The organism is Streptomyces sp. NPDC003284 (assembly GCF_053589675.1).
The window spans coordinates 1-19,248 of record NZ_JBSFSI010000014.1 but is presented as its reverse complement, the minus strand read 5'-3'; the positions used below and the strand labels follow the sequence as shown (position 1 = coordinate 19,248).

Annotated in this window: 19 protein-coding genes and 1 riboswitch; of the genes, 11 read left to right on the top strand and 8 right to left on the bottom strand. The window is 75.4% G+C overall.

Annotated elements, in window-relative coordinates; genetic code table 11:
• Positions 1-35 precede the first annotated feature (35 nt).
• Complete coding sequence (locus ACWDYF_RS26140; RefSeq protein ID WP_389471373.1) at positions 36-908, bottom strand: 3-hydroxyacyl-CoA dehydrogenase family protein; 873 nt, start codon at positions 906-908, stop codon at positions 36-38.
• Positions 909-1,030: 122 nt separating this feature from the next.
• Positions 1,031-1,411, bottom strand: coding sequence for a VOC family protein (locus ACWDYF_RS26135; RefSeq protein WP_018566599.1), 381 nt, complete (start codon positions 1,409-1,411; stop codon positions 1,031-1,033).
• 125 nt (positions 1,412-1,536) lie between these two features.
• Between ACWDYF_RS26135 and ACWDYF_RS26130 the strand changes: the two genes are divergently transcribed.
• The 3 genes from ACWDYF_RS26130 (at position 1,537) to ACWDYF_RS26120 (ending at position 5,753) form a co-directional block, all read left to right on the top strand.
• The gene (locus ACWDYF_RS26130) at positions 1,537-2,541 is read left to right on the top strand and encodes a helix-turn-helix transcriptional regulator (RefSeq protein WP_389471370.1); all 1,005 of its coding nucleotides are present in this window, start codon (positions 1,537-1,539) and stop codon (positions 2,539-2,541) included.
• Positions 2,542-2,782: 241 nt separating this feature from the next.
• The gene (locus tag ACWDYF_RS26125) at positions 2,783-4,039 is read left to right on the top strand and encodes an acyl-CoA dehydrogenase family protein (RefSeq protein WP_389471367.1); all 1,257 of its coding nucleotides are present in this window, start codon (positions 2,783-2,785) and stop codon (positions 4,037-4,039) included.
• Positions 4,040-4,589: 550 nt separating this feature from the next.
• A complete protein-coding gene (locus tag ACWDYF_RS26120; RefSeq protein WP_389471364.1) occupies positions 4,590-5,753 on the top strand; it encodes an LLM class flavin-dependent oxidoreductase in 1,164 nt (387 codons plus the stop codon).
• Positions 5,754-5,776: 23 nt separating this feature from the next.
• Here the strand turns inward: ACWDYF_RS26120 and ACWDYF_RS26115 are convergent, their stop codons facing one another.
• The 6 genes from ACWDYF_RS26115 to ACWDYF_RS26090 all read right to left on the bottom strand — a co-directional run bounded on the left by ACWDYF_RS26115 (position 5,777) and on the right by ACWDYF_RS26090 (position 11,476).
• On the bottom strand, positions 5,777-6,340 hold the full coding sequence (locus tag ACWDYF_RS26115; RefSeq protein WP_389471361.1) for a hypothetical protein: 564 nt from the start codon (positions 6,338-6,340) through the stop codon (positions 5,777-5,779).
• A 129-nt stretch (positions 6,341-6,469) separates the two neighbouring features.
• Positions 6,470-7,873 carry a purine-cytosine permease family protein gene (locus ACWDYF_RS26110; protein ID WP_389471358.1) on the bottom strand — a complete coding sequence of 468 codons (1,404 nt, stop codon included), beginning with the start codon at positions 7,871-7,873 and terminating at the stop codon, positions 6,470-6,472.
• A riboswitch (TPP riboswitch) is annotated at positions 7,863-7,958 on the bottom strand. (Overlaps the previous gene by 11 nt.)
• 70 nt (positions 7,959-8,028) lie before the next feature.
• On the bottom strand, positions 8,029-9,048 hold the full coding sequence (locus ACWDYF_RS26105) for a DUF2891 domain-containing protein (protein WP_389471355.1): 1,020 nt from the start codon (positions 9,046-9,048) through the stop codon (positions 8,029-8,031).
• Complete coding sequence (pcp, locus tag ACWDYF_RS26100; RefSeq protein WP_018566606.1) at positions 9,048-9,698, bottom strand: pyroglutamyl-peptidase I; 651 nt, start codon at positions 9,696-9,698, stop codon at positions 9,048-9,050. The genes ACWDYF_RS26105 and pcp overlap by 1 nt, the downstream gene beginning before the upstream one ends.
• Positions 9,699-9,785: 87 nt before the next feature.
• Positions 9,786-10,760, bottom strand: coding sequence for a DUF979 domain-containing protein (locus tag ACWDYF_RS26095; RefSeq protein ID WP_037895101.1), 975 nt, complete (start codon positions 10,758-10,760; stop codon positions 9,786-9,788).
• Positions 10,757-11,476, bottom strand: coding sequence for a DUF969 domain-containing protein (locus ACWDYF_RS26090; RefSeq protein ID WP_018566608.1), 720 nt, complete (start codon positions 11,474-11,476; stop codon positions 10,757-10,759). The genes ACWDYF_RS26095 and ACWDYF_RS26090 overlap by 4 nt, the downstream gene beginning before the upstream one ends.
• A 218-nt stretch (positions 11,477-11,694) precedes the next feature.
• Between ACWDYF_RS26090 and ACWDYF_RS26085 the strand changes: the two genes are divergently transcribed.
• The 8 genes from ACWDYF_RS26085 to ACWDYF_RS26050 form a co-directional block, all read left to right on the top strand.
• Positions 11,695-12,447 carry a LamB/YcsF family protein gene (locus ACWDYF_RS26085; protein WP_389471349.1) on the top strand — a complete coding sequence of 251 codons (753 nt, stop codon included), beginning with the start codon at positions 11,695-11,697 and terminating at the stop codon, positions 12,445-12,447.
• Positions 12,444-13,091: a 5-oxoprolinase subunit B family protein gene (locus ACWDYF_RS26080; protein ID WP_018566610.1), complete on the top strand. Its 648-nt coding sequence runs from the start codon at positions 12,444-12,446 to the stop codon at positions 13,089-13,091. Before ACWDYF_RS26085 ends, ACWDYF_RS26080 begins: the two co-directional genes overlap by 4 nt.
• Entirely contained in the window at positions 13,088-13,969 is an 882-nt protein-coding gene (locus ACWDYF_RS26075; protein WP_381744805.1) for a 5-oxoprolinase subunit C family protein, read from the top strand. Before ACWDYF_RS26080 ends, ACWDYF_RS26075 begins: the two co-directional genes overlap by 4 nt.
• Before the next feature lie 94 nt (positions 13,970-14,063).
• Positions 14,064-15,656, top strand: a complete 1,593-nt coding sequence (locus ACWDYF_RS26070) for an SDR family oxidoreductase (RefSeq protein WP_389471344.1) — start codon at positions 14,064-14,066, stop codon at positions 15,654-15,656.
• Between the two features lie 44 nt (positions 15,657-15,700).
• The gene (locus tag ACWDYF_RS26065) at positions 15,701-17,077 is read left to right on the top strand and encodes a cryptochrome/photolyase family protein (protein WP_389471341.1); all 1,377 of its coding nucleotides are present in this window, start codon (positions 15,701-15,703) and stop codon (positions 17,075-17,077) included.
• A gap of 65 nt (positions 17,078-17,142) precedes the next feature.
• Positions 17,143-17,847 carry a TetR/AcrR family transcriptional regulator gene (locus ACWDYF_RS26060; RefSeq protein ID WP_389471338.1) on the top strand — a complete coding sequence of 235 codons (705 nt, stop codon included), beginning with the start codon at positions 17,143-17,145 and terminating at the stop codon, positions 17,845-17,847.
• A gap of 119 nt (positions 17,848-17,966) precedes the next feature.
• Positions 17,967-18,500 carry an SRPBCC family protein gene (locus tag ACWDYF_RS26055; RefSeq protein WP_381744809.1) on the top strand — a complete coding sequence of 178 codons (534 nt, stop codon included), beginning with the start codon at positions 17,967-17,969 and terminating at the stop codon, positions 18,498-18,500.
• Positions 18,501-18,694: 194 nt separating this feature from the next.
• The coding region (locus ACWDYF_RS26050; RefSeq protein WP_389471334.1) for a GAF domain-containing protein at positions 18,695-19,248 on the top strand (554 nt) is incomplete at its 3' end.

Sequence of the window (19,248 nt, the reverse complement as noted above, 5' to 3'; positions counted from 1 at the left end):
CTGCGGGACCAGTGTCCAACGGCGCGCCCGGTGCTTCAGCCGCCGGTGCCGTAGTCGTCGTAGAAGCCCCGGCCGCTCTTCACCCCGAGGTGCCCGGCGTCGACGTACCGGTGGAGCAGTTCGCGCGGGCCCGCGGGCAGTTCCGGGCGCTCGGCGGCGTAGTGGTCCTCGATGTCCAGGACCACGTCGAGGCCGACCTTGTCCATCATGCGGAAGGGACCGGCCTGCGAGCCGGTGTTGATCTGCCACATGCGGTCGACCTCCTGCGGGGTCGAGACGCCCTCGGCGACCACGGCCAGCGCCTCGCGCTTGATGGCCGCCCAGATGCGGTTGAAGATGAAGCCGGTGCTCTCGCGGCGGGCCTCGAAGGGGTGGATCCCGTACCCGGGCAGCACCCGCAGCAGCAGGTCGAGGACCGCGCGGTCGGTGCTGCCGCCGGACATCAGGTCGACGGCCGGCTGCTCGGGCGGCATGTAGAAGTGCAGGTTCACCACGCGCTCGGGCCAGCGCACCCGGTCGGTGAACTGCCGCGCCGGGTACGACGAGGAGTTGCTGGCGAGGATCGCGTCCGGGTCGGCGAGCCTGTCCAGCTCCCCGAAGACCTCCTTCTTCAGCTCCAGCTTCTCCGGCACCGCCTCGACCACCAGCCAGCTGCCCGCCAGCGCCGCGGCCTCGTCCTCGCTCGCGACGACCTTCCCGGGCGCCCCGCCGGGCACCTTCGCGGCGACCTCGCCGAGGTGCTCCTCGACATAGGCGCGGGCGGCCCGCGCGGCGCCGGGGGACGGATCGTAGATCCGCACCTCGCCGCCGCGGTCGGCGAACATCAGTGCGATACGGCGGCCCAGGGTACCGGCGCCGATCACGGTCACGGGCCGGTCGCCGACCGCCTCGGGGACGGTGAAGGTCATGGTCGTCTCTCTTCCGCTCTCCGCATTCCACGGGCTCCGGACGCGGGTGGCCGCTGTGCGATACACCCTGTATCGGATACATGGTGCATCCGATACAGGGTGTATGGCAAACGGTCCGGCCCTCACTCCGCGGCGGCCGGCGGGGTGAAGAAGTTGACCAGGTTGCCGTCCGGGTCGCGGAGCAGCAGCGAGCGGTTGCCCCAGGGCATGGTGGTCGGCTCGGTGACGAAGTCGGTGTCCGTACCGGCCAGGTCCCGGTGGACGCGGTCCACGTCGTCGACCCGGAACTCGACGATCACGCTGTGGTTGTCGGCCGGGCGGGCGGAGCCCGGCGCGAAGAGCGGCACGGTGCGGGTGCCCGCGACGGCCAGGGTCGCGGTGGGGGTGCGCAGTTCGGCGAAGTCCTCGGTGGCCCAGGTCGCCGCCACCTGGGTGGCCCGCTCGTAGAAGGCGACGAGGCGTGCGACGTCGGCGGTGATGATGCGGATCGAGACGAAGTCCATGGCGTTCTCCTGTGCTTCTGCGGCATGCCCGATGGGGCGGTTGCGGCTCGTGCGGCCGCTGCGTCTTCGAAGGTAGGACAGATAGTGGACAGAACCGGTCCACTATTGCGGCTAGCCTCCACGGCATGACCCGACCCACCGGACGCGTGCTCACCCTCCTGGAACTGCTGGAGTCGGGCGGCACCCGGACCCTCGCGGAACTCGCCGACCGGCTCGGCGTGGACCCGCGCACCGTGCGGCGGTACATCGGCCATCTGCACGACCTCGACATCCCCGTCGAAGCGGTGCGGGGCCGCTACGGCGGCTACCGGCTGGCCCCCGGCCACCGGCTGCCGCCGCTCATGCTCGGCGACGACGAGGCACTCGCCGTCCTGCTCGGCCTGGTCGCCGCGCACCGGACCGGTCTGACGGCGGCGACGGCCACCGCGAGCGAGACGGCGGCGGCCAAGATCCGCCGCGTGCTGCCCCGCCGTCTGGCGCACCGGCTCGACGCGGTGCTGGACTCGCTCACCTTCACCGGGCCGCCCGGCCCCGGCCCGGCCGCCGCCCCCGACGCCGGTGTCCTGCTCACCGTCGCCGACGCGGTACGCCACCGCAGGCCCCTGTCGATCAGGTACACCGACCGGCGCGGCAGGCACAGCGAGCGCACCCTGCACGCGGACGGTCTGGTGGTGCACTCGGGCCGCTGGTACGTCACCGGAACCGACCCCGGCATCGGGGAGGAGCGCACGTTCCGTCTGGACGGCATCACCGGCGCGCGCACCCTCCCCGGGACGTTCGAGGCGCCCGCCGCCGGGCCCGAACCGGCGGAGCGGGTCCTCACCGGCTTCGCTACCGCCGCCTACCGGCACGAGGTGGTGCTGCACGTCCACGGGACGCCCGCCCGCATCCGCACCCGGCTGCCCGCCTCCGTCGCGACCGTGGAGGAGGTGCCGGACGCGGATCCTGTCCCCGAACGCTGGTACCGCGTCACCCTGCGCGTGGAACGGCTCGACTGGCTGCCCCCGGTCCTCGCCTCGCTCGACCTGCCCTTCGCCGTCGAGCGCCCCGGCGAACTCCGCGGCCTCGTCGCCGCGTTCGCGGACCGCGTCGCCGAGAGCGCCCGCCGGACGCTCCCCGGGCCGCCCTGACAAACACGCCGTACGGACCTGTCGTGCGCGCCGCCCCGGCCACCCGTCGGATCCCCGTTTCCCCGTTTCCCCGCGTCGCCGCGTCCCGAGGCGCGGGACGGCCATGTCCGCCTGGCGGACGCCCTCTTGCCGGGGCCGTGCCGCGCGCTCAGGATGATTCCCTACTTATCCGATAGGAAAAATGGAGAATGGTGGGGGTCGCCGTGAGCACACCCGTTGCGCGTCCGTCCGGGGTACGACGATGAGCGGGGCCGCGGAGGCCGGCGCCGCCGGTGGCACCGACGACGCGGCCGGGGGGACCGGGATCTGGCAGCGGGTCGCCCAGGACCTCGCCGACGACCTCGCGGTGGACGCGATCGACCGCGACCGCGCCGGAAAGCCGCCCTACGACGAGGTGGCCCGGCTGCGCGACTCCGGCCTCACCGCCGCCCTCGTACCGCCGGGCGCGCGGGGCGCGGGCACCGGGTGGCGGGACGCCTGCGACATCGTCCGCCGGATCGCGGTCGCCGACGGCTCGATGGGTGAACTCCTCGGCCGCCACTACGTGCTGTCCTGGACCGCCCGCTTCCTCGCCGAGCCGGGGCGCGCGGCCGAGCTGGAGTCCCGTGCCGCGCACGAGCAGTGGCTGCTGGCGGGCGGCACCGGACCGGACGGCACGGACGAGGCCCGGCACCCCGGCGACCCGGGTGCCGGCCTGACCCTGACCCGGACCGGTGACGGCTACCGCCTCAACGGCCGGCGGGCCCTGCCCACCGCCGTGGACACAGCAGACCGGCTCGTCCTGGACGCGGTCCGCGTGTCCGGCGGCGACGCCCTCGTCGTCCTGGTGGACCCGCACCACCCCGGGGCCGGCCGCACCTCTGTGACCGACCGGCTGGGCCAGCGGCTGACCGGCGCGGGCACGGTGGTCTTCGAGGACGTCCCGGTCGGCCCGTCCGACGTCATCGGGGCCGCCGCGCACGACGAGGACGCGGTGGCTCCCTCGGCCACCCTCGCCCCGCTGGCCCTGCGGCTCATGCTCGCCCAGGTCGTCCTCGGCGTGGCCGAGGGCGCGCTCGCCGAGGCGCGCGACCTGGCCCGTGCCGCCTCCCACGCCCGGCCCGTGAACGGAACGGGGCTCTGTCCCGACCTGCCCCCGGGCGCGGACGCCGACGTGCTGTTCGCCTTCGGGGAACTGGCGCTGGCCGTGCACAGTGCCTCGGCGGTCGTCGACCGCGCCACGGCCGCCATGGCACGGAGCCTGGACGCCGGACCGGAGCTGGACACCGAGCGGCGCGCGGACACCGCCGCCCTCGTCGCCGCCGCCGAGACCGTCACGGCGCGGTCGGCCCTGCGCGCCGGGGAAGGGGTCCTGGAACTGGCGGACGCCGAGGGGCTCGACCGGTTCTGGCGCAACATCCGGGTGCTCACCGGACGCGGCCCCGCCGCCCCGCTCCTGCGCTCCCTCGGCGACCACTTCCTGCACGGCGCGCGGGCCTCTGCGGCCCCCTGGAGCTGAGCCCCCGGACCGCCGGGCCCCGCCACCACCGCCCCGGCCGACCGCCCCGCCGACGGCCCGTCAGCCGCCCCGCCGACGGCCCGTCGGGCGACCCGTCAGTCGGCCCGTCGGGAAGGGTCCGGCATCCGGTCACCTGTTGACGCGCGGCGCGATCTCTTGCTCAATGGAGGGCATGACGGCCCGGCAGCAGCGCTTGACCACGCGCGACCACATCGACTTCGGTCGGGTGTGGTCCGCGGCGTGTCGCGCCTGACCCGGCAAGGGCCCGCCCGACCGGCCCGCCCCGCTGCCTCCGGGTGACCCCACCGCGGACCGAGCGGCTTCCGCGCACGTCCGCGGCCCCCGGCGCTTCCTCTGCGCAGCGCACCTGTCCGTATCCGACGCCCGTACCCGACGCCCGGATCCGCACCCGGCGCCCGAAGCCGTCGCATCGTCCCTCCTCGCGTCCCCGCCGCGCTGAACCGGCGGCGCGGCGAGCCGACGCCGCCGCGCCCGCGCGCCCACCGCCACCCCGGCTTCTCCCCGGCCCAGCAGACGAAAGGCCCCTCGCATGCCCGTGGAATTCCTCGGCATCGCCGCCACCAACGACGGCTCCGAGACCACCCCGCGCTCCGGCGCCGCCTTCGACAAGGACTACACGCTCCGCCTCGCCCGAGCGCACGAGGAGTACGGCTGGGACCGGGTGCTGTTCGCCTACGGCTCCGGATCCCCGGACCCCGCGCCGGCCGCCGCGTACGTGGCGAGCCGGACCGAGCGGCTGGGGATCCTGCTCGCCCACCGGCCCAACGTCTCCTATCCCACCTTCGCCGCGAAGACCTTCGCCACCCTGGACCAGATCAGCGACGGCCGGCTGACCGTCCACTTCATCACCGGCGGCAGCGACCACGAGCAGCGCCGCGAGGGCGACACCCTGACCAAGGACGAGCGCTACGCCCGCACCCGCGAGTACATCGGTGTCGTCAAGAAGATCTGGACCACCCGCGAACCCTTCGACCACGAGGGCGAGCACTACCGCTTCCACGACTTCGTCAGCGATGTCTTCCCCGTCCAGCAGCCGCGCCCCGGCGTCTCGTTCGGGGGCTCGTCGCCCGCCGCGTACGCCGCGGGCGGCGCCGAGGCCGACATCTACTGCCTGTGGGGCGAGCCGCTGGCCCGGACCGCCGAGCAGATCGAGTCCGTGCGCGCCGCCGCGCGGGCGGCGGGCCGCACCGACCTCCCGCGCATCCAGGCCGCCTTCCGCCCGATCATCGCCCCGACCGAGGAACTGGCGTGGGAGAAGGCCCACCGCACGGTCGGCGCCATCCGGGAGCGGCGGGCCGCCGGTGCGGTACGGCACCACCGGGGCGACGCGCCGCAGAACACCGGCTCCCAGCGGCTGCTCGACATCGCCGCGCAGGGCGAGCGCTACGACCGCGCGCTGTGGACCCCCACCGCCGCCGCGACCGGCGGAGCGGGCAACTCCAACGCCCTGGTCGGCACCCCGGAGACGGTCGCCCGCGCGCTCCTGGACTACTACGACCTCGGCGTCGACATCCTCTCCGCCCGGGGGTACGACCTGCTGGACGACGCGATCGACTTCGGCCGGTACGTGATCCCGCTCGTCCGTGAGGAGGTCGCCAGGCGCGACGCCGAACGCGCGGCCACGGCCACGGCCGCCGCCGACGCGGCCGGGCAGGGTTCCCGGGTGCTGGCGCAGGCGGGTGAACGGGCGTGAGACAGAGGTGACCTGAGGGTCCGTCAGGTGTGTGCGCCGCCCGCGAGCGCGACCCTGGCGATCTCGACGGCGGTGGCGTCCGCCGCCATGGAGCACAGCACCTGCCCGCCGACGTGCTGGAACCGTATGCGCCGGACGGTCATGCGGTTGCCGCCCTGGCCGACCGTCGTGGTCTCGGTGCGCTCCACCACGCGGATGTCCCGCCAGGGGTGCGCGACGGCCTCGTCCCTGCCGGTGAGGACGAGGCCGCCGTCGAAGGCATGCAGGCGGGGCAGGCGGCCGTCGCGGTGCCTCTCGTGGCGCAGGGCCGCGAGAGGCAGCGCGACGGCGAGGGCCAGGAAGGCGGCGCCGAGCGCGGTGACCGCCGTGCCGTGGGAACCGGCGGTCAGGCCGATCCCCGGCGCCAGCAGGACGGCTCCCGCCCCGAAGCCCGCGCAGCCGACGTCCCCGCCGCCGAGCGCGCGGGTGGCGCGGTGCGCGCCGAACCCGTGCCGCTCCGCGACCCGGGCCGCATGCTCGGTCGCGGCAACCGCCCCGGCCCGCGCGGCCCGCGCCCCCGTGGCGTTCCCCGCCTTCTCGTGCGCCACCCGGCCCACCGCCTTCCCCTGCGGCCCCGCCCGGCCCGTCCGCGGGACACCTCGCTGCGGTGAGCATGCCCAACTACGGTTTGGCGCGCACGGTTTCGGCGAGATCGGTGCTCTTGGCGGCCGGTGCCGTCAGCGCCGCGGCCGCAGTCCCCGCAGCGGCGCGTAGACGAGCAGCGCGGCCACGAACGCCACCGGATAGGCGAGGTCGGCGCCGTGCAGCGCCTCGGCGGCCGGACCCAGGTAGAGGCCGGTGTTCATGAAGGGCACCGCGGCGGCGAAGGCGACGGCGAACGCCGTCAGCGCGGGCCACCACGGCTGCGGGCGGGCCGTCTCCTCGGCCAGATCGACCGGGCGGCCGCCGCGGGCCCGTGCGCGGGCGGCCCAGTCGACGATGACGACGGCACAGAAGCCGGGGATCCAGTACCCGACGAAGAGCAGGACGTTCTGGAAGCGGGCGGTGGTGTCGGCGGCGTGCATCCAGAGCACCAGCGGGAAGCCGAGGACCGCGGCGAACGCGGCGGCCACCGGGCGCGGCAGGCGCACCCCCATCGTCTGGAGGGCCAGCGAGCCGCTGTAGTCGTTCATGGCGTTGCTGCACAGGGCCGCCAGGGCGACCGCGAGCAGCCCGAACGCGCCGAGGGCGCCGCCGCCGAGGAGCCGGTCGACGCCCCGGGCGGTCTGGTCGGTGAACTGGGCGGCACCCCACAGGCCGAGCGCCTGCACCGCGACGAACGACAGGCCGATGCCGAGCAGGGTGCACCAGAACATGCGCGGACGGGAGGCCGTCCGGGGCAGATAGCGGCTGAAGTCGCTGGCGTAGGGGGCCCAGGACAGGGCGAGGCTCAGCGCGACGGTGCAGGTCAGGACGAACGCCCCGGCCCGGTCGGCGCCGTGCGCGGTGGCGCTCGCGCCGGTGTGGCCGCCGTCGGCGAGCTTGACGGCGACGACGGTGAAGGCCGCGGCGAGCCCGAACGTCATGACCGTCTGGAGGCGGTGGATCGCCTCGTAGCCGAGCACGCCCAGCGCGCCCTGCCCCGCCATCATCACCAGCACCCCGGCCCAGAACGGCCAGCCGCAGAGCTGGGCCAGCGCGTCCCCGCCGAACAGGCCGATCAGGGCGTCCCAGGCGATGGAGGACAGCCATTGCAGCGCGCCCGGCACCGTGACGGCCCGGCCGAAGGCGAGGCGGGCCAGCGGCAGCTGCGCCGCACCGGTCCGGCTGCCCCAGGTGCCCAGATAGGCGGTCGGCACCGCGCCCAGCAGGGTGCCGAGGACGACGGCGGCCAGCGCGGTCGGGAAGTCCAGGCCGAGCGTGATGCCGACCGTGCCGGTGAACACGCCGGTCATGGTCAGATTGGGGGCGAACCAGACGGTGAACAGCCGCGCGGGGCTGCCGTAGCGGGCGTCCTCGGGGACCGGGGTGATGCCCCGCGCCTCCACGCGCAGATCGCCCGGAGCCGTCGGCATCCGCCCGTCGAAGACGTGCCGGGGATCTCCGGGGGCCGCTTCACCGCGGGCATACGGCACTGACATGTGACATCCCTCCGCCAGTCCTAACTGGTTCAGGTTCGACGGGTGTGATCTCAGCCCCCGTGCGGGGGCACCCCGTGTCCAGGTACGCCGGTCAGGATAGCTCCGCCCTCCCCGGCGGCGTCGGGGAGGGCAGGGCGGGGGAGGGGAGGGGCGGGTCAGCGGCCGGTGCCGGGCTCCGGGTCCAGGGCGAGGACGGCGAAGGTGGCCAGCCAGTGGTCGGTGGTGAAGTCGCCGCGCTCCACGGCGGGCAGGCCCGCCGCGAGATGGGCGTCGGCGGCCCCGGCGAGCCGGGTGCGGACCGGTCCGTCCGGCAGCGCCGCCGCCAGGGAGCGCAGCGCGGCGGCCCGGCTGAGGGCGAGGCCGAGCAGATGGCCGATCTGCGGATCGGCGCGGTCGGAGACCACGGGCACGTCCAGCGGCGGGCAGGGCGCCCCGGTGCCCAGGGCGGGCAGGAACCGGTCGAGCCAGGACGCGAACCGCTCCGGCTCCAGCACCCGGCGCACGGCGTCGGCCTCGGTCAGGGCGGGGGACAGGAAGTCCTGGCCGGAGGGCTCCCAGTGCGCGGGCGCGTCGTGGTCGTCGGCGAACCAGGCCAGCAGCCGGTCCCGTACGGCGCGGTCGGTCGCGGGGGACAGCTCGCCCGAGTCGAGGGCGAGGCCGAGTGCGAAGGCGCTGTTGGGGTGGTTGCCGTGGCGTACGGGATAGGTGGCCTTGGGCAGCCAGTCGGCCAGCAGCCGGTCGACGGCGGCGACGCCCGGTGCCAGCGCCTCGGTCCAACGGGCGCCCGGCTCGCCGCCGTGGGCGCGGCACTCGGCGGCGAGCGCGAGGAGCCAGGCCCAGCCGTAGGGCCGCTCGAAGGAGGGCCGGTCGAGCAGGTAGGCGGCCTCGGCGGCGATGTGCCCGGTGCTGAGGTGCTGGTCGAGCACGGCGGTGAACGGCGCGGTGCCGGGCAGCGCGGGGGTGCCGCCGTAGCGGCGCAGCAGCCGTACCAGCAGCCAGTGCATGTGGACGCTGGAGTGCCAGTCGTAGGCGCCGTAGAAGGCCGGGTGGAGGGTGCTGGGACGGGTGTCCTCGTCCGGGGCGGCCACCAGGTGGGCGGGGAAGTGGGGGTACTCGCGGGTGATGTTGGCCAGGGCGAGCCGGGCGAAGGGCGCCGCGTGGGAGGCGAGGGGCATCAGTGGGTGGCCCCCTCGGTGACGCGCAGGTCCTGTCCGGCGGGTGTGCTCGCGGCGGCGGCCAGCAGGGCGCGCAGCCCGCGGGCCACGGTGGCGGGCTCCAGGGCGGGCGCGGAGCCGTCGGTGACCTGCTCGGGCGCCCAGGGCACGTGCACGAAGCCGCCGCGCACGCCGGGGAACTCGGTGGCGAGCAGATGGCCGAGGCCGTAGGCGACGTGGTTGCAGACGAAGGTGCCCGCGGTGTTCGAGACGGCGGCCGGGACACCGGCGGCGCGCAGGGCGGCCACGCACGCCTTCACCGGGAGCGTGGAGAAGTAGGCGGCGGGGCCGCCGGGGATCACGGGCTCGTCGACGGGCTGGGCGCCGGCGTTGTCGGGGATGCGGGCGTCGTCGATGTTGACGGCGACGCGTTCGACGGTGACGGCGGGCCGGCCGCCCGCCTGGCCCAGGCACACGACGAGGTCGGGGGCGCTCGCCCGGACGGCGTCCCGCAGCGCGTCGAGGGCGGCGCCGAAGACGCAGGGCAGTTCGGCGGCGGTGACACCGAGGCCGGTGGGCGGTTCGGCGGCCAGCAGCGAGGCCGCCTGCCAGGACGGGTTCACCTGTTCGCCGCCGAACGGGGCGAAGCCGGTGACGAGCACACGGGTCATGGGACTTCCTTGAGGAGGTACGAGGGCCAGGGGGCAGGGCGGGGGGCGGTGCGGCGGGCGGTGCGGCGGGCGCGGCGGCCCGCGGGCTCAGAAGGCGAAGACCGCCATGATCACGATGCAGCAGCCCAGCAGCGGGATCGCCGTGGGTATCTGTGCCTTGATCGGCCCGTACTGGTCCTTCAGTTCGAGCAGGGTGGCCGGGACGATGTTGAAGTTGGCGGCCATCGGGGTGCACAGCGTGCCGGCGAAGCCCGCCAGCATGCCGATCGCGAGGACGGCGGCCTCGTTGCCGTGCATCTGCTGGATGAGGACGGGCCAGCCGATCGCCGCGGTCATCACCGGGAACGCGGCGAACGCGTTGCCCATGATCACGGTGAAGAGGAACATGCCCAGGCAGTACGCCAGCACGGCGAGGTACTTCGAGTTGTCCGGCAGCACATCGTCCACGATCTTGCCGACCTGGGTGCCGACCCCGGCCAGCGCGAAGATCGACCCGAGCACGGCCAGCAGCTGCGGCAGCAGCAGCGCGGAGCCCATCGCCTCCAGCATCGAGCGCCCGGAGTGCAGCGGGACGGAGATCTTCCGCTCGCCGGTGACCAGCATGCCGACGACGAGGGCGACCACGCAGCCGACCCCCAGGCCGATCAGGGTGGCCTTGCCCGTCTCGAACAGGCCGGAGTCGTCGAGCACCGAGGCGCAGATGATCGCGACGACCGGGATCGTGAGGGCCGGAACGAAGATCTTGCTGCCCAGCCGGGCGGCCGAGGCCTCGCGCTGCTCGGCGGTGGTGGTGACCGGGACGCCCTTGCCGAGGAAGTTGAACCCGGCGAGCACGATCAGCACGAGGACCGCCACGCCGAGCGGCTCGGCGGGCAGCGTCCAGCCGCCGTTGTGCGCCTCGCCGTTGGCGACGCCGGTGCCGTAGGGGAAGGTGAGCCCGAGCAGGCCCCAGAACGCGGCGGAGGTCCACCGCTTCGGGTTGCTGCGGTCGGCCGCCATCTGCACGGCCATCACGACGAAGACGAGCCCCACCAGCCAGTAGAGCCATTCGACCTTGATCACTTGGCGGTTCCCTTCGGGAGCGGCAGCTCGTGCTCGGCGGCGGCCAGCGCCATGTCGCGTTCCAGTTGCCGGTCCAGGAGCAGCAGCCGGGCTCCGTGGATGAGGAAGGCGCACACGGCGAGCGGGATCGCCCACAGGGCCAGCTGGGTCGGTTCCAGTTCCTGGTGGTACGTCGAGTTCACGAATCCGGTGATCAGGAGGATCGAGCCGATCGCGATGAAGCAGTCCTCGCCGAAGAAGACACCCACGGTGTCGGCCGAGGCGGCGTAGGAGCGGACCTTCTCGCGCATCCGCTCGGGCAGCGCCGCGCCCGTGGTGCGCTCGGCCGCGGCCTCGGCCATGGGGGCGACGAGCGGCCGTACGGTCTGCGCGGGGCCGCCGATGCTGTTGAGGCCGAAGGCCGCGGTGACCTGGCGTACCAGCAGATAGACGGTGAGGAACCGGCCGGCGCTGAGGCTGCCGAGGCGGCCGATGAGATTGCGGGCCTGTTCGCGCAGGCCGTAGCGCTCCAGGAGGCCGATCACCGGGAGCACGATGGCGAAGACGGTGACCGAGCGGCTGTCGGCGAAGGACCGGCCGAAGGCCGCGAGGACCTCCTGCGGGTTCATCTTGCCGAGCAGGCCGGTGACGATCCCGGCGACGCCCACGACCAGGACGGGGTTGCGGCGGGTGACGAATCCGAGGATCACCACGACCACACCGAGGAGAACGATCATGCGCGGCCTTCTTCGGGCGTTGGGGACGGGGGCGTCCCGCGGGGGACGCGGATCCGGGGACCGGATCCATGGGGAAGATGCACGGACCTTAGGCGATCGTTGAACGATCGAACAAGGGGTGAATTCACACTCCTGTCATCGGGCCGACATGTTCCCCCTGTGCCGGATCGCCCGCCACCCCCTTGTCGGATCGTTCAACAATCGTCTACGTTCAGGGTGTGATCGATCTCAACGCGGACCTCGGTGAAGGCTTCGGCCGCTGGACCCTCACCGACGACGACGCCCTCCTGTCCGTCGTCACCAGCGCCAACGTCGCCTGCGGATTCCACGCGGGCGACCCCGCCGTGATGCGCCGCGTCTGCGACCTCGCCGCCGAGCGCGGCGTACGCATCGGCGCCCAGGTGTCCTACCGCGACCTGGCCGGATTCGGCCGGCGCGCCATGGACGTGCCCGGCGACGAACTCACGGCCGAGATCGCCTACCAGATCGGCGCCCTCAGGGTCTTCGCCCAGGCCGCGGGCGCCGACGTGGTGTACGTCAAACCGCACGGCGCCCTCTACAACCGTACGGTCCACGACGCCGGACAGGCCGCGGCGGTGATCGCCGGAGTGCGCCTGGCCGGTGGTGGGCTGCCCGTGCTCGGCCTGCCCGGCTCCCGGCTGCTCGCCGCCGCCACAGAGGCCGGCCTCACCGCCGTGCCGGAGGCGTTCGCCGACCGTGCCTACACCCCCGAGGGCACCCTCCTGCCGCGCAGCGAGCCGGACTCCGTGGTCACCGACGAGGACACCGTGGTGCGGCGCGCCCTCGCCTTCGCGGTGGACGGCGCGGTCCGCGCGGTCGACGGCAGCACCGTCGCGGTCGCCGCCCGGTCGCTGTGCGTGCACGGCGACACGCCCGGCGCCGCCCGGATCGCGGCCCGGGTCCGTACGGCCCTGGAGACCGCCGGTGTCGCGGTCGGTGCCTTCGCATGAGCCCGGACCGGTCCCCGACCCTGCGCCCGGCGGGCCGGCACGCCCTGCTCGTCGACCTGCCCGACGCCGAGCGGACCGCCGCCTTCCACGCCGAACTGCTGCGGCGGCGCGCGGCCGGCACCCTGCCGCCCGTCGAGGAGATCGTGCCCGGCGAGCGGACCGTGCTGCTGGACGGCGTACCGGACCCGGACGCCCTCGCCCGCGCCCTCACCGGCTGGGACGTCCCCGACCGGGCCGCCGACACCGGCGAGGTGGTCGAGATCCCCGTGCGCTACGACGGCCCCGACCTCGCCGACGTGGCCGCCCTGTGGGGGATCGGCGCCCACGAGGTCGCCGCCCGGCACTCCTCGTACACCTACCGCGTCGCCTTCTGCGGCTTCGCGCCCGGATTCGGCTACCTCACCGGGCTGCCCGAGCCCCTGCACGTACCGCGCCGCGCCACCCCCCGCACCCGGGTCCCGGCCGGCGCGCTGGGCCTCGCCGGCCCCTACAGCGCCGTGTACCCGCGCGCCACCCCCGGCGGCTGGCAGCTCATCGGCACCATGCCCGACCCCGCCGCGCTGTGGGACCTGACCCGGGACCGGCCCGCGCTCCTCACCCCCGGGACCCGGGTCCGGTTCGTCACCGAGGACACCGCCGCATGAGCACCACCACCACCGTCACCGTCGTCCGCCCCGGCGCCCTCACCACCGTGCAGGACACCGGCAGGCGCGGCCACGCGCACCTGGGCGTGCCGCGCTCCGGCGCCCTGGACGCCCCCGCGGCCGGGCTCGCCAACCGGCTGCTGGGCAACGACCCCGGCGCCGCCGTCCTGGAGACCACCGTCACCGGCTGCGCCCTGCGCCCCGACCGCCCCGTCACCGTGGTCGTCGGCGGCGCGCCCTGCCCGGTGACCGTCGACGGCCGGCCCGCCGCCTGGGGCGCCCCGGTGCACGTGCCCGCGGGCGCGGTCCTCGACGCGGGTCCCGTCACCGCGGGCGTGCGCGCCTACCTCGCCCTCGCCGGGGGCATCGCCGTCGCACCCGTCCTCGGCAGCCGCTCCACCGACCTGCTCTCCGGCCTGGGCCCGGCCCCGCTGCGCGCGGGCGACGTCCTCCCGCTGGGCGACAGCCCCCCGCCGGACGCGGCCGCCCGCCCCGCCGCGCTGCCCGGCGCCGCCCCCTGGCCCGCGCCGCCCGCCGAACTGGTCCTGCCGCTGCGGCCCGGCCCCCGCGCCGACTGGTTCACCCCGGCGGCGCTGCGCACCCTCTTCTCGGCGGCCTACCGCGTCTCCCCGCACAGCAACCGCGTCGGCCTGCGCACCGAGGGACCGCCGCTGGAGAGGGCCGTGCCCGGCGAGCTGCCCAGCGAGGGCATGGTCCTCGGCGCGCTCCAGGTCCCGCCGGACGGCCGCCCCGTGGTGTTCCTGCACGACCACCCCACCACCGGCGGCTACCCGGTGATCGGCGTCGTCGCTGCGCCCGGCCTGGCCGCCGCCGCCCAGGCGGCGGTCGGCACACCGGTCCGCTTCACACCCGGCTGAGCCGCCCGCCGCCCGGCCGGTCCGGTTGGACCGCCCGCGCGGTGGAACCCGTACCCCCGACCACGACACCCCGGAAGGCGGCGGAGGCGGGACCATGCACGAGGAGCGGACCACCGGATCCAGCGGGGACGAGCGGCCGGATCCCCGGGGCACAGGGACGGCCGGCCGCGCCCCGCTGTGCCTGGTCACCGGCGCCACCGGCTACATCGGCGGCCGCCTGGTCCCCGAGCTGCTGGACGCCGGGTACCGGGTGCGCTGCCTGGCCCGCACCCCGGCCAAACTGCGCGACCACACCTGGGCGGACCGGGTGGAGACCGTCCGCGGCGACGTCACCGACGCGGACTCGGTGGCGCGCGCCATGGCCGGTGTGGACGTCGCCTACTACCTCGTGCACGCCCTCGGCACCGGCCGCGACTTCGAACGCACCGACCGCGAGGCCGCCCGCGTCTTCGGCGAGCAGGCCCGCGGGAGCGGCCTGCGCCGCATCGTCTACCTCGGCGGACTCACCCCCGAAGGCGTCCCCGAGGACCGGCTCTCCCCGCACCTGCGCTCCCGCGCCGAGGTCGGCCGCATCCTGCTCGACTCGGGCGTGCCCACCGCCGTGCTGCGCGCCGCCGTCATCATCGGCTCCGGCTCCGCCAGCTTCGAGATGCTGCGCTACCTCACCGAACGCCTCCCGGTGATGGTCACCCCGCGCTGGGTGCACACCCGCATCCAGCCGATCGCCGTACGCGACGTGCTGCGCACCCTCGTCGGCTGCGCCGCCCTGCCCGGTGACGTCAGCCGCGCCTTCGACATCGGCGGCCCGGAGATCCTCACCTATCTGGACATGATGCGCCGCTACGCCGCCGTCGCCCGGCTGCCCCGGCGCCTCATCGTGCCCGTGCCCGTGCTCACCCCCGGCCTGTCCAGCCACTGGGTCGGCCTGGTGACCCCGGTACCGGCCTCGATCGCCCGCCCGCTCACGGAGTCCCTGCGCCACGAGGTGGTCTGCCGGGACCACGACATCGAACGGTACGTGCCCAGCCCGCCCGGCCACCCCTTCGGTGTCGACCGGGCCCTCTCCCTGGCCCTGCAACGCATCCGGGACGCCCAGGTCAGCACCCGCTGGTCCTCCGCCTCCGTACCGGGCGCGCCCAGCGACCCGCTGCCCACCGACCCCGACTGGTCCGGCGGCAGCCTCTACACCGACGAACGCGAACGCGAGGCCGACGTGTCGCCCGGCGCCCTGTGGGACGTCGTCGAGGGCATCGGCGGCGAGAACGGCTGGTACTCCTTCCCGCTGGCCTGGGCGGTGCGCGGCTGGCTGGACCGGCTCGTCGGCGGGGTGGGACTGCGCCGGGGCCGCAGGGACGCCCGGCGGCTGCGCGTCGGCGACTCGCTGGACTTCTGGCGGGTGGAGGAGATCGAACGCGGCCGGCTGCTGCGGCTGCGCGCCGAGATGCGGCTGCCGGGCCTGGCCTGGCTGGAGATGCGCGTGGACGGCGACGGCGCCGGCCCCGTCCGCTACCGGCAGCGGGCTCTGTTCCACCCCCGCGGACTCCTCGGCCACCTCTACTGGTGGAGCGTCTCGCCCTTCCACGCCGTCGTCTTCGGCGGCATGGCCCGCAACATCGTCCGCGCCGCCTCCCGCGCCCAGGAGGACCGCCCCGCGCCGGTGCCGCACCCGGCGGCCGCGAGCCGGTAGCGTCGCCCCGGGCCGAGCCCGGCCACGGAGGAGGAACTGAGCCCATGCGTGTTTCGGTCGTCCTGTTCACCTCCGACCTGCGGGTGCACGACCATCCGCCGCTGCGCGCCGCCCTGGCGGGCGCCGACGCCGTCGTCCCGCTCTTCGTGCGCGACCGCGCCGTGACGGCCGCCGGGTTCGACCCGCCCAACCGCGCGGCCTTCCTCGCCGACTGCCTGGCCGACCTGGACGCCGCGCTGCGCGAGCGCGGCGGACGGCTCGTGGTGCGCGGCGGCGACCTGGTGGAGGAGGTGTGCCGGGTGGCGGCCGAGGCGGACGCCGCCGAGGTCCATCTGTCGGCCGCGCACAGCCGGTTCGCGGTCCGCCGCGAGGAGCGGCTGCGCACCGCGCTGGAGGCCGACGGGCGCCGCCTGACCGCGCACGACGCGGTCACCGTGGCGGTACCGCCCGGCGAGGTGACCCCCGCCTCCTCCGACCACTTCGCCGTCTTCACGCCGTACCACCGGCGCTGGGCGAAGGCCCCGCTGCGGGCGGCCGCGGCCGCCCCGCGCCGCGTCCCCGTCCCGGACCGTGTGCAGGGCGAACGGCTGCCGCGGCGCGCCGACGTCGGCGGCCTCTCGCCCGCCCTGCCGCCCGGCGGCGAGCGCGAGGCCCGCCGCCGCGTCACCGCGTACTGGCGCAGCGGCCTGGACGACTACGAGCGCACCCACGACGACCTGGCGGGCGACGCCACCTCCCGGCTCTCCGCACACCTGCACTTCGGCACCCTGTCCCCGGTGGAACTGGTGCACCGGGCCCGCCGCCGCGGCGGCCCGGGAGCCGACGCCTTCGTACGGCAGCTCGCCTGGCGCGACTTCCACCGCCAGGTCCTCGCCGCCCGCCCCGCCGCCGCCCACGCCGACTACCGCACCCGGCACGACCACTGGCGCCCCGAGCGCGCCGCGCGGGCCGACATCGAGGCGTGGCGCGAGGGCCGCACCGGCTACCCGGTCGTCGACGCGGCGATGCGCCAACTGCGCCACGAGGGCTGGATGCACAACCGCGCCCGCCTGCTCACCGCGAGCTTCCTCACCAAGACCCTCTACGTCGACTGGCGCGTCGGCGCCGCCCACTTCCTGCACTGGCTGGTCGACGGCGACATCTCCAACAACCAGCTCAACTGGCAGTGGACGGCCGGCACCGGCACCGACAGCCGCCCCAACCGGGTCCTCAACCCGGTCGCCCAGGGCAGGCGGTACGACCCGGACGGCGCCTACGTCCGCCGCTGGGTGCCCGAACTGGCGGACGTCGACGGCCGCCGGGTGCACGAGCCGTGGAAGCTGCCGGGACCCGAGCGCGCCGCGCTCGACTACCCCGATCCGGTGGTCGGGCTGTCCGAGGGCCTGGCGCGCTTCCGCCGGGCCCGCGGCCGCCCGCACTGAACCGCCGCCGCCCGCGCGGGCCCCTTGTGGTGGACACCGGCCGGGACAGGGGAGGATGAGCGGTCATGAGCAAGACACCCACGCGGATCCGGCTGGCGGACGCCGCCTTCGCGCTCTTCGACGAGCGCGGGTACGAGCAGACGACCGTGGACGACATCGCGGAACGGGCCGGAGTGGGACGTACGACGTTCTTCCGGAACTACCGGTCCAAGGAAGCCGTCGTCTTCCCCGACCACGACCGGCTGCTGGAGCTGATCCGCGACCGGCTGGCGACCTCCAGCCACCGCACCGCCCTGGCCGCCGTCTCGGACGCGGTGCGCCTGGTCCTGCTGCACTACGTCGAGGAGGGCGGCCTCGCCCGCCGCCGCTACGCGCTGACCAGCAGGGTGGCCGTCCTGCGCGACCGGGAGATCGCGAGCGTGGCGCGCTACCAGCGGCTGTTCCGCGAGTTCATCGCCGAGTGGATGGGCGCCCCCACGGCGTCGGCGTCGCTGCGCGCCGAGCTGATGGCGGCCTCGGTCGTCGCCGCCCACAACCATGTGCTGCGGCGGTGGCTGCGCGGCGAGTCGGCGGACCCGGTGGCGGAGATCGACGAGGCGATGCGCGAGGTGCTGGACCTGTTCCCGGCACCGGGCACCCGCCCGCGCCCCGCGGAGGGCGGCGACGGCGGCACCACCGTCGTCGCCTTCCGCACCGGGCAGGACCTCGACGCGCTGCTGCCCTCGCTGCGCCGCCTGGTCGAGGGGACCGCGGGGAGCGAGGGAGATTGAAACGGGAGATGGAACACACCCGCGCGGGCGGCGCGTTGGACTAGCCTGCGCATGATCGGCCTGCCCGCGGACGCGGGACCCGGTGGCCGGTCGGCGACGGTTCTCACCTGGGGGAAGAGATGCACGATGCCGAGGGTCTGCGCGTCCGCTGCGAGGTCCGCGTCCGGGCGGATCCCGCCCGGGTGTGGCAGCTGGTGACCGACATCCACCTGCCCGCCCGGCTCAGCCCGGAACTGCAACGGGCCGAGTGGCTCGACGGCGCCGACCGGCCCGCCCTCGGCGCACGCTTCGAGGGCCACAACAGCAACCCCCTGGCCGGTGACTGGCGCACCGTCTCCCACGTCGTCGAACTGGACGAACGGCGCGTCTTCGCCTGGGCCGTCACCGACCCGGACGGCCGCTACGGCGCACCGGCCCAGGACCTCGCCCAGGCCCTCGCCTTCTGGCGCTACGAACTGGAGGCGGACGACGGCGGCACCCTGCTGCGCCAGTCGATGCGCGGCGGACCCGGCCGCAGCGGGGTCACCGTGGCCATCGAGCAGCGGCCCGACCGGAAGGAGGCGATCCTCGCCTACCGCCGGGACGAACTGCGCCGCGGCATGGAGACCACCCTCCAGGGCATCAAGCAGCTCGCCGAGGAGACCGGCGGCTGACACACCCGGCGACGCGCCGGTACCGCTGCCCGCGCCCGCCCCGCGCCCGGCGCTCCGCCGACGACCTCCCGGCCGCCCGGCGCGCCCGGATGTCCTCGGCCCGCCGGAGCCGCAGACTGGAGGCGATCCGCCGGTCCTCCCCGCCGTCCCGCACGGCGGCGGCACCGGCGGCGGCGCCGTCAGGAGGGAGCGTGATGAAGCGGGAGCCCGCACCGCCGGGAGGACCGTCCGGCGAGCCGGTACCGGAGCCCGCGGCGGCCCGGCTGCGGCTGCTGGCCGAGGCGAGCCGGGCGCTGGCCTCGGGCCTGGACGCGGAGGAGGCGCTGCGCCGCCTGGCCCGGGTGGTGGTGCCCAACCTGGCCGACGCCTGTGTGGTCGACGTCGTCGACGGCGAGGGACTGCGCCGTCTCACGGTCACCGACCGGGACCCGGAGCGGGCGCTGCGGGTGCTGCCGGGGGGATTCCTGCCCGGCCCGGACGACTCGGGCGCCGCCGTCGCGAAGGTGCTGCGCGGAGCGGGCCCGCTGGAGATCACCGACTTCGGCGAACCCGACCCGCAGGACCCCCTCAAGGCCGCCCAGCGGGCGCTGTACCGCATGCTGGGCGCAGGGACGGCGCTGATCGTGCCCATGCGCGTACGACGGCAGACACTGGGCGCGCTGACGTTCGTGCGGCGTGCGCCGGGTGCCGTGTTCGACGAGCAGGAGCAGGCGCTGGCGGCGGATCTGGGGCACCGGGCGGGGCTGGC

Bases quoted from the DNA above. Each gene is read 5' to 3' on its own strand.
- ACWDYF_RS26070 (WP_389471344.1), top strand. From the start codon at position 14,064: ATGCACGAGGAGCGGACCACCGGATCCAGCGGGGACGAGCGGCCGGAT.
- ACWDYF_RS26125 (WP_389471367.1), top strand. From the start codon at position 2,783: ATGAGCGGGGCCGCGGAGGCCGGCGCCGCCGGTGGCACCGACGACGCG.
- ACWDYF_RS26055 (WP_381744809.1), top strand. From the start codon at position 17,967: ATGCACGATGCCGAGGGTCTGCGCGTCCGCTGCGAGGTCCGCGTCCGG.
- ACWDYF_RS26130 (WP_389471370.1), top strand. From the start codon at position 1,537: ATGACCCGACCCACCGGACGCGTGCTCACCCTCCTGGAACTGCTGGAG.
- ACWDYF_RS26105 (WP_389471355.1), bottom strand. From the start codon at position 9,048: ATGCCCCTCGCCTCCCACGCGGCGCCCTTCGCCCGGCTCGCCCTGGCC.
- ACWDYF_RS26140 (WP_389471373.1), bottom strand. From the start codon at position 908: ATGACCTTCACCGTCCCCGAGGCGGTCGGCGACCGGCCCGTGACCGTG.
- pcp (WP_018566606.1), bottom strand. From the start codon at position 9,698: ATGACCCGTGTGCTCGTCACCGGCTTCGCCCCGTTCGGCGGCGAACAG.
- ACWDYF_RS26075 (WP_381744805.1), top strand. From the start codon at position 13,088: ATGAGCACCACCACCACCGTCACCGTCGTCCGCCCCGGCGCCCTCACC.
- ACWDYF_RS26060 (WP_389471338.1), top strand. From the start codon at position 17,143: ATGAGCAAGACACCCACGCGGATCCGGCTGGCGGACGCCGCCTTCGCG.
- ACWDYF_RS26080 (WP_018566610.1), top strand. From the start codon at position 12,444: ATGAGCCCGGACCGGTCCCCGACCCTGCGCCCGGCGGGCCGGCACGCC.
- ACWDYF_RS26090 (WP_018566608.1), bottom strand. From the start codon at position 11,476: ATGATCGTTCTCCTCGGTGTGGTCGTGGTGATCCTCGGATTCGTCACC.
- ACWDYF_RS26110 (WP_389471358.1), bottom strand. From the start codon at position 7,873: ATGTCAGTGCCGTATGCCCGCGGTGAAGCGGCCCCCGGAGATCCCCGG.
- ACWDYF_RS26120 (WP_389471364.1), top strand. From the start codon at position 4,590: ATGCCCGTGGAATTCCTCGGCATCGCCGCCACCAACGACGGCTCCGAG.
- ACWDYF_RS26135 (WP_018566599.1), bottom strand. From the start codon at position 1,411: ATGGACTTCGTCTCGATCCGCATCATCACCGCCGACGTCGCACGCCTC.
- ACWDYF_RS26065 (WP_389471341.1), top strand. From the start codon at position 15,701: ATGCGTGTTTCGGTCGTCCTGTTCACCTCCGACCTGCGGGTGCACGAC.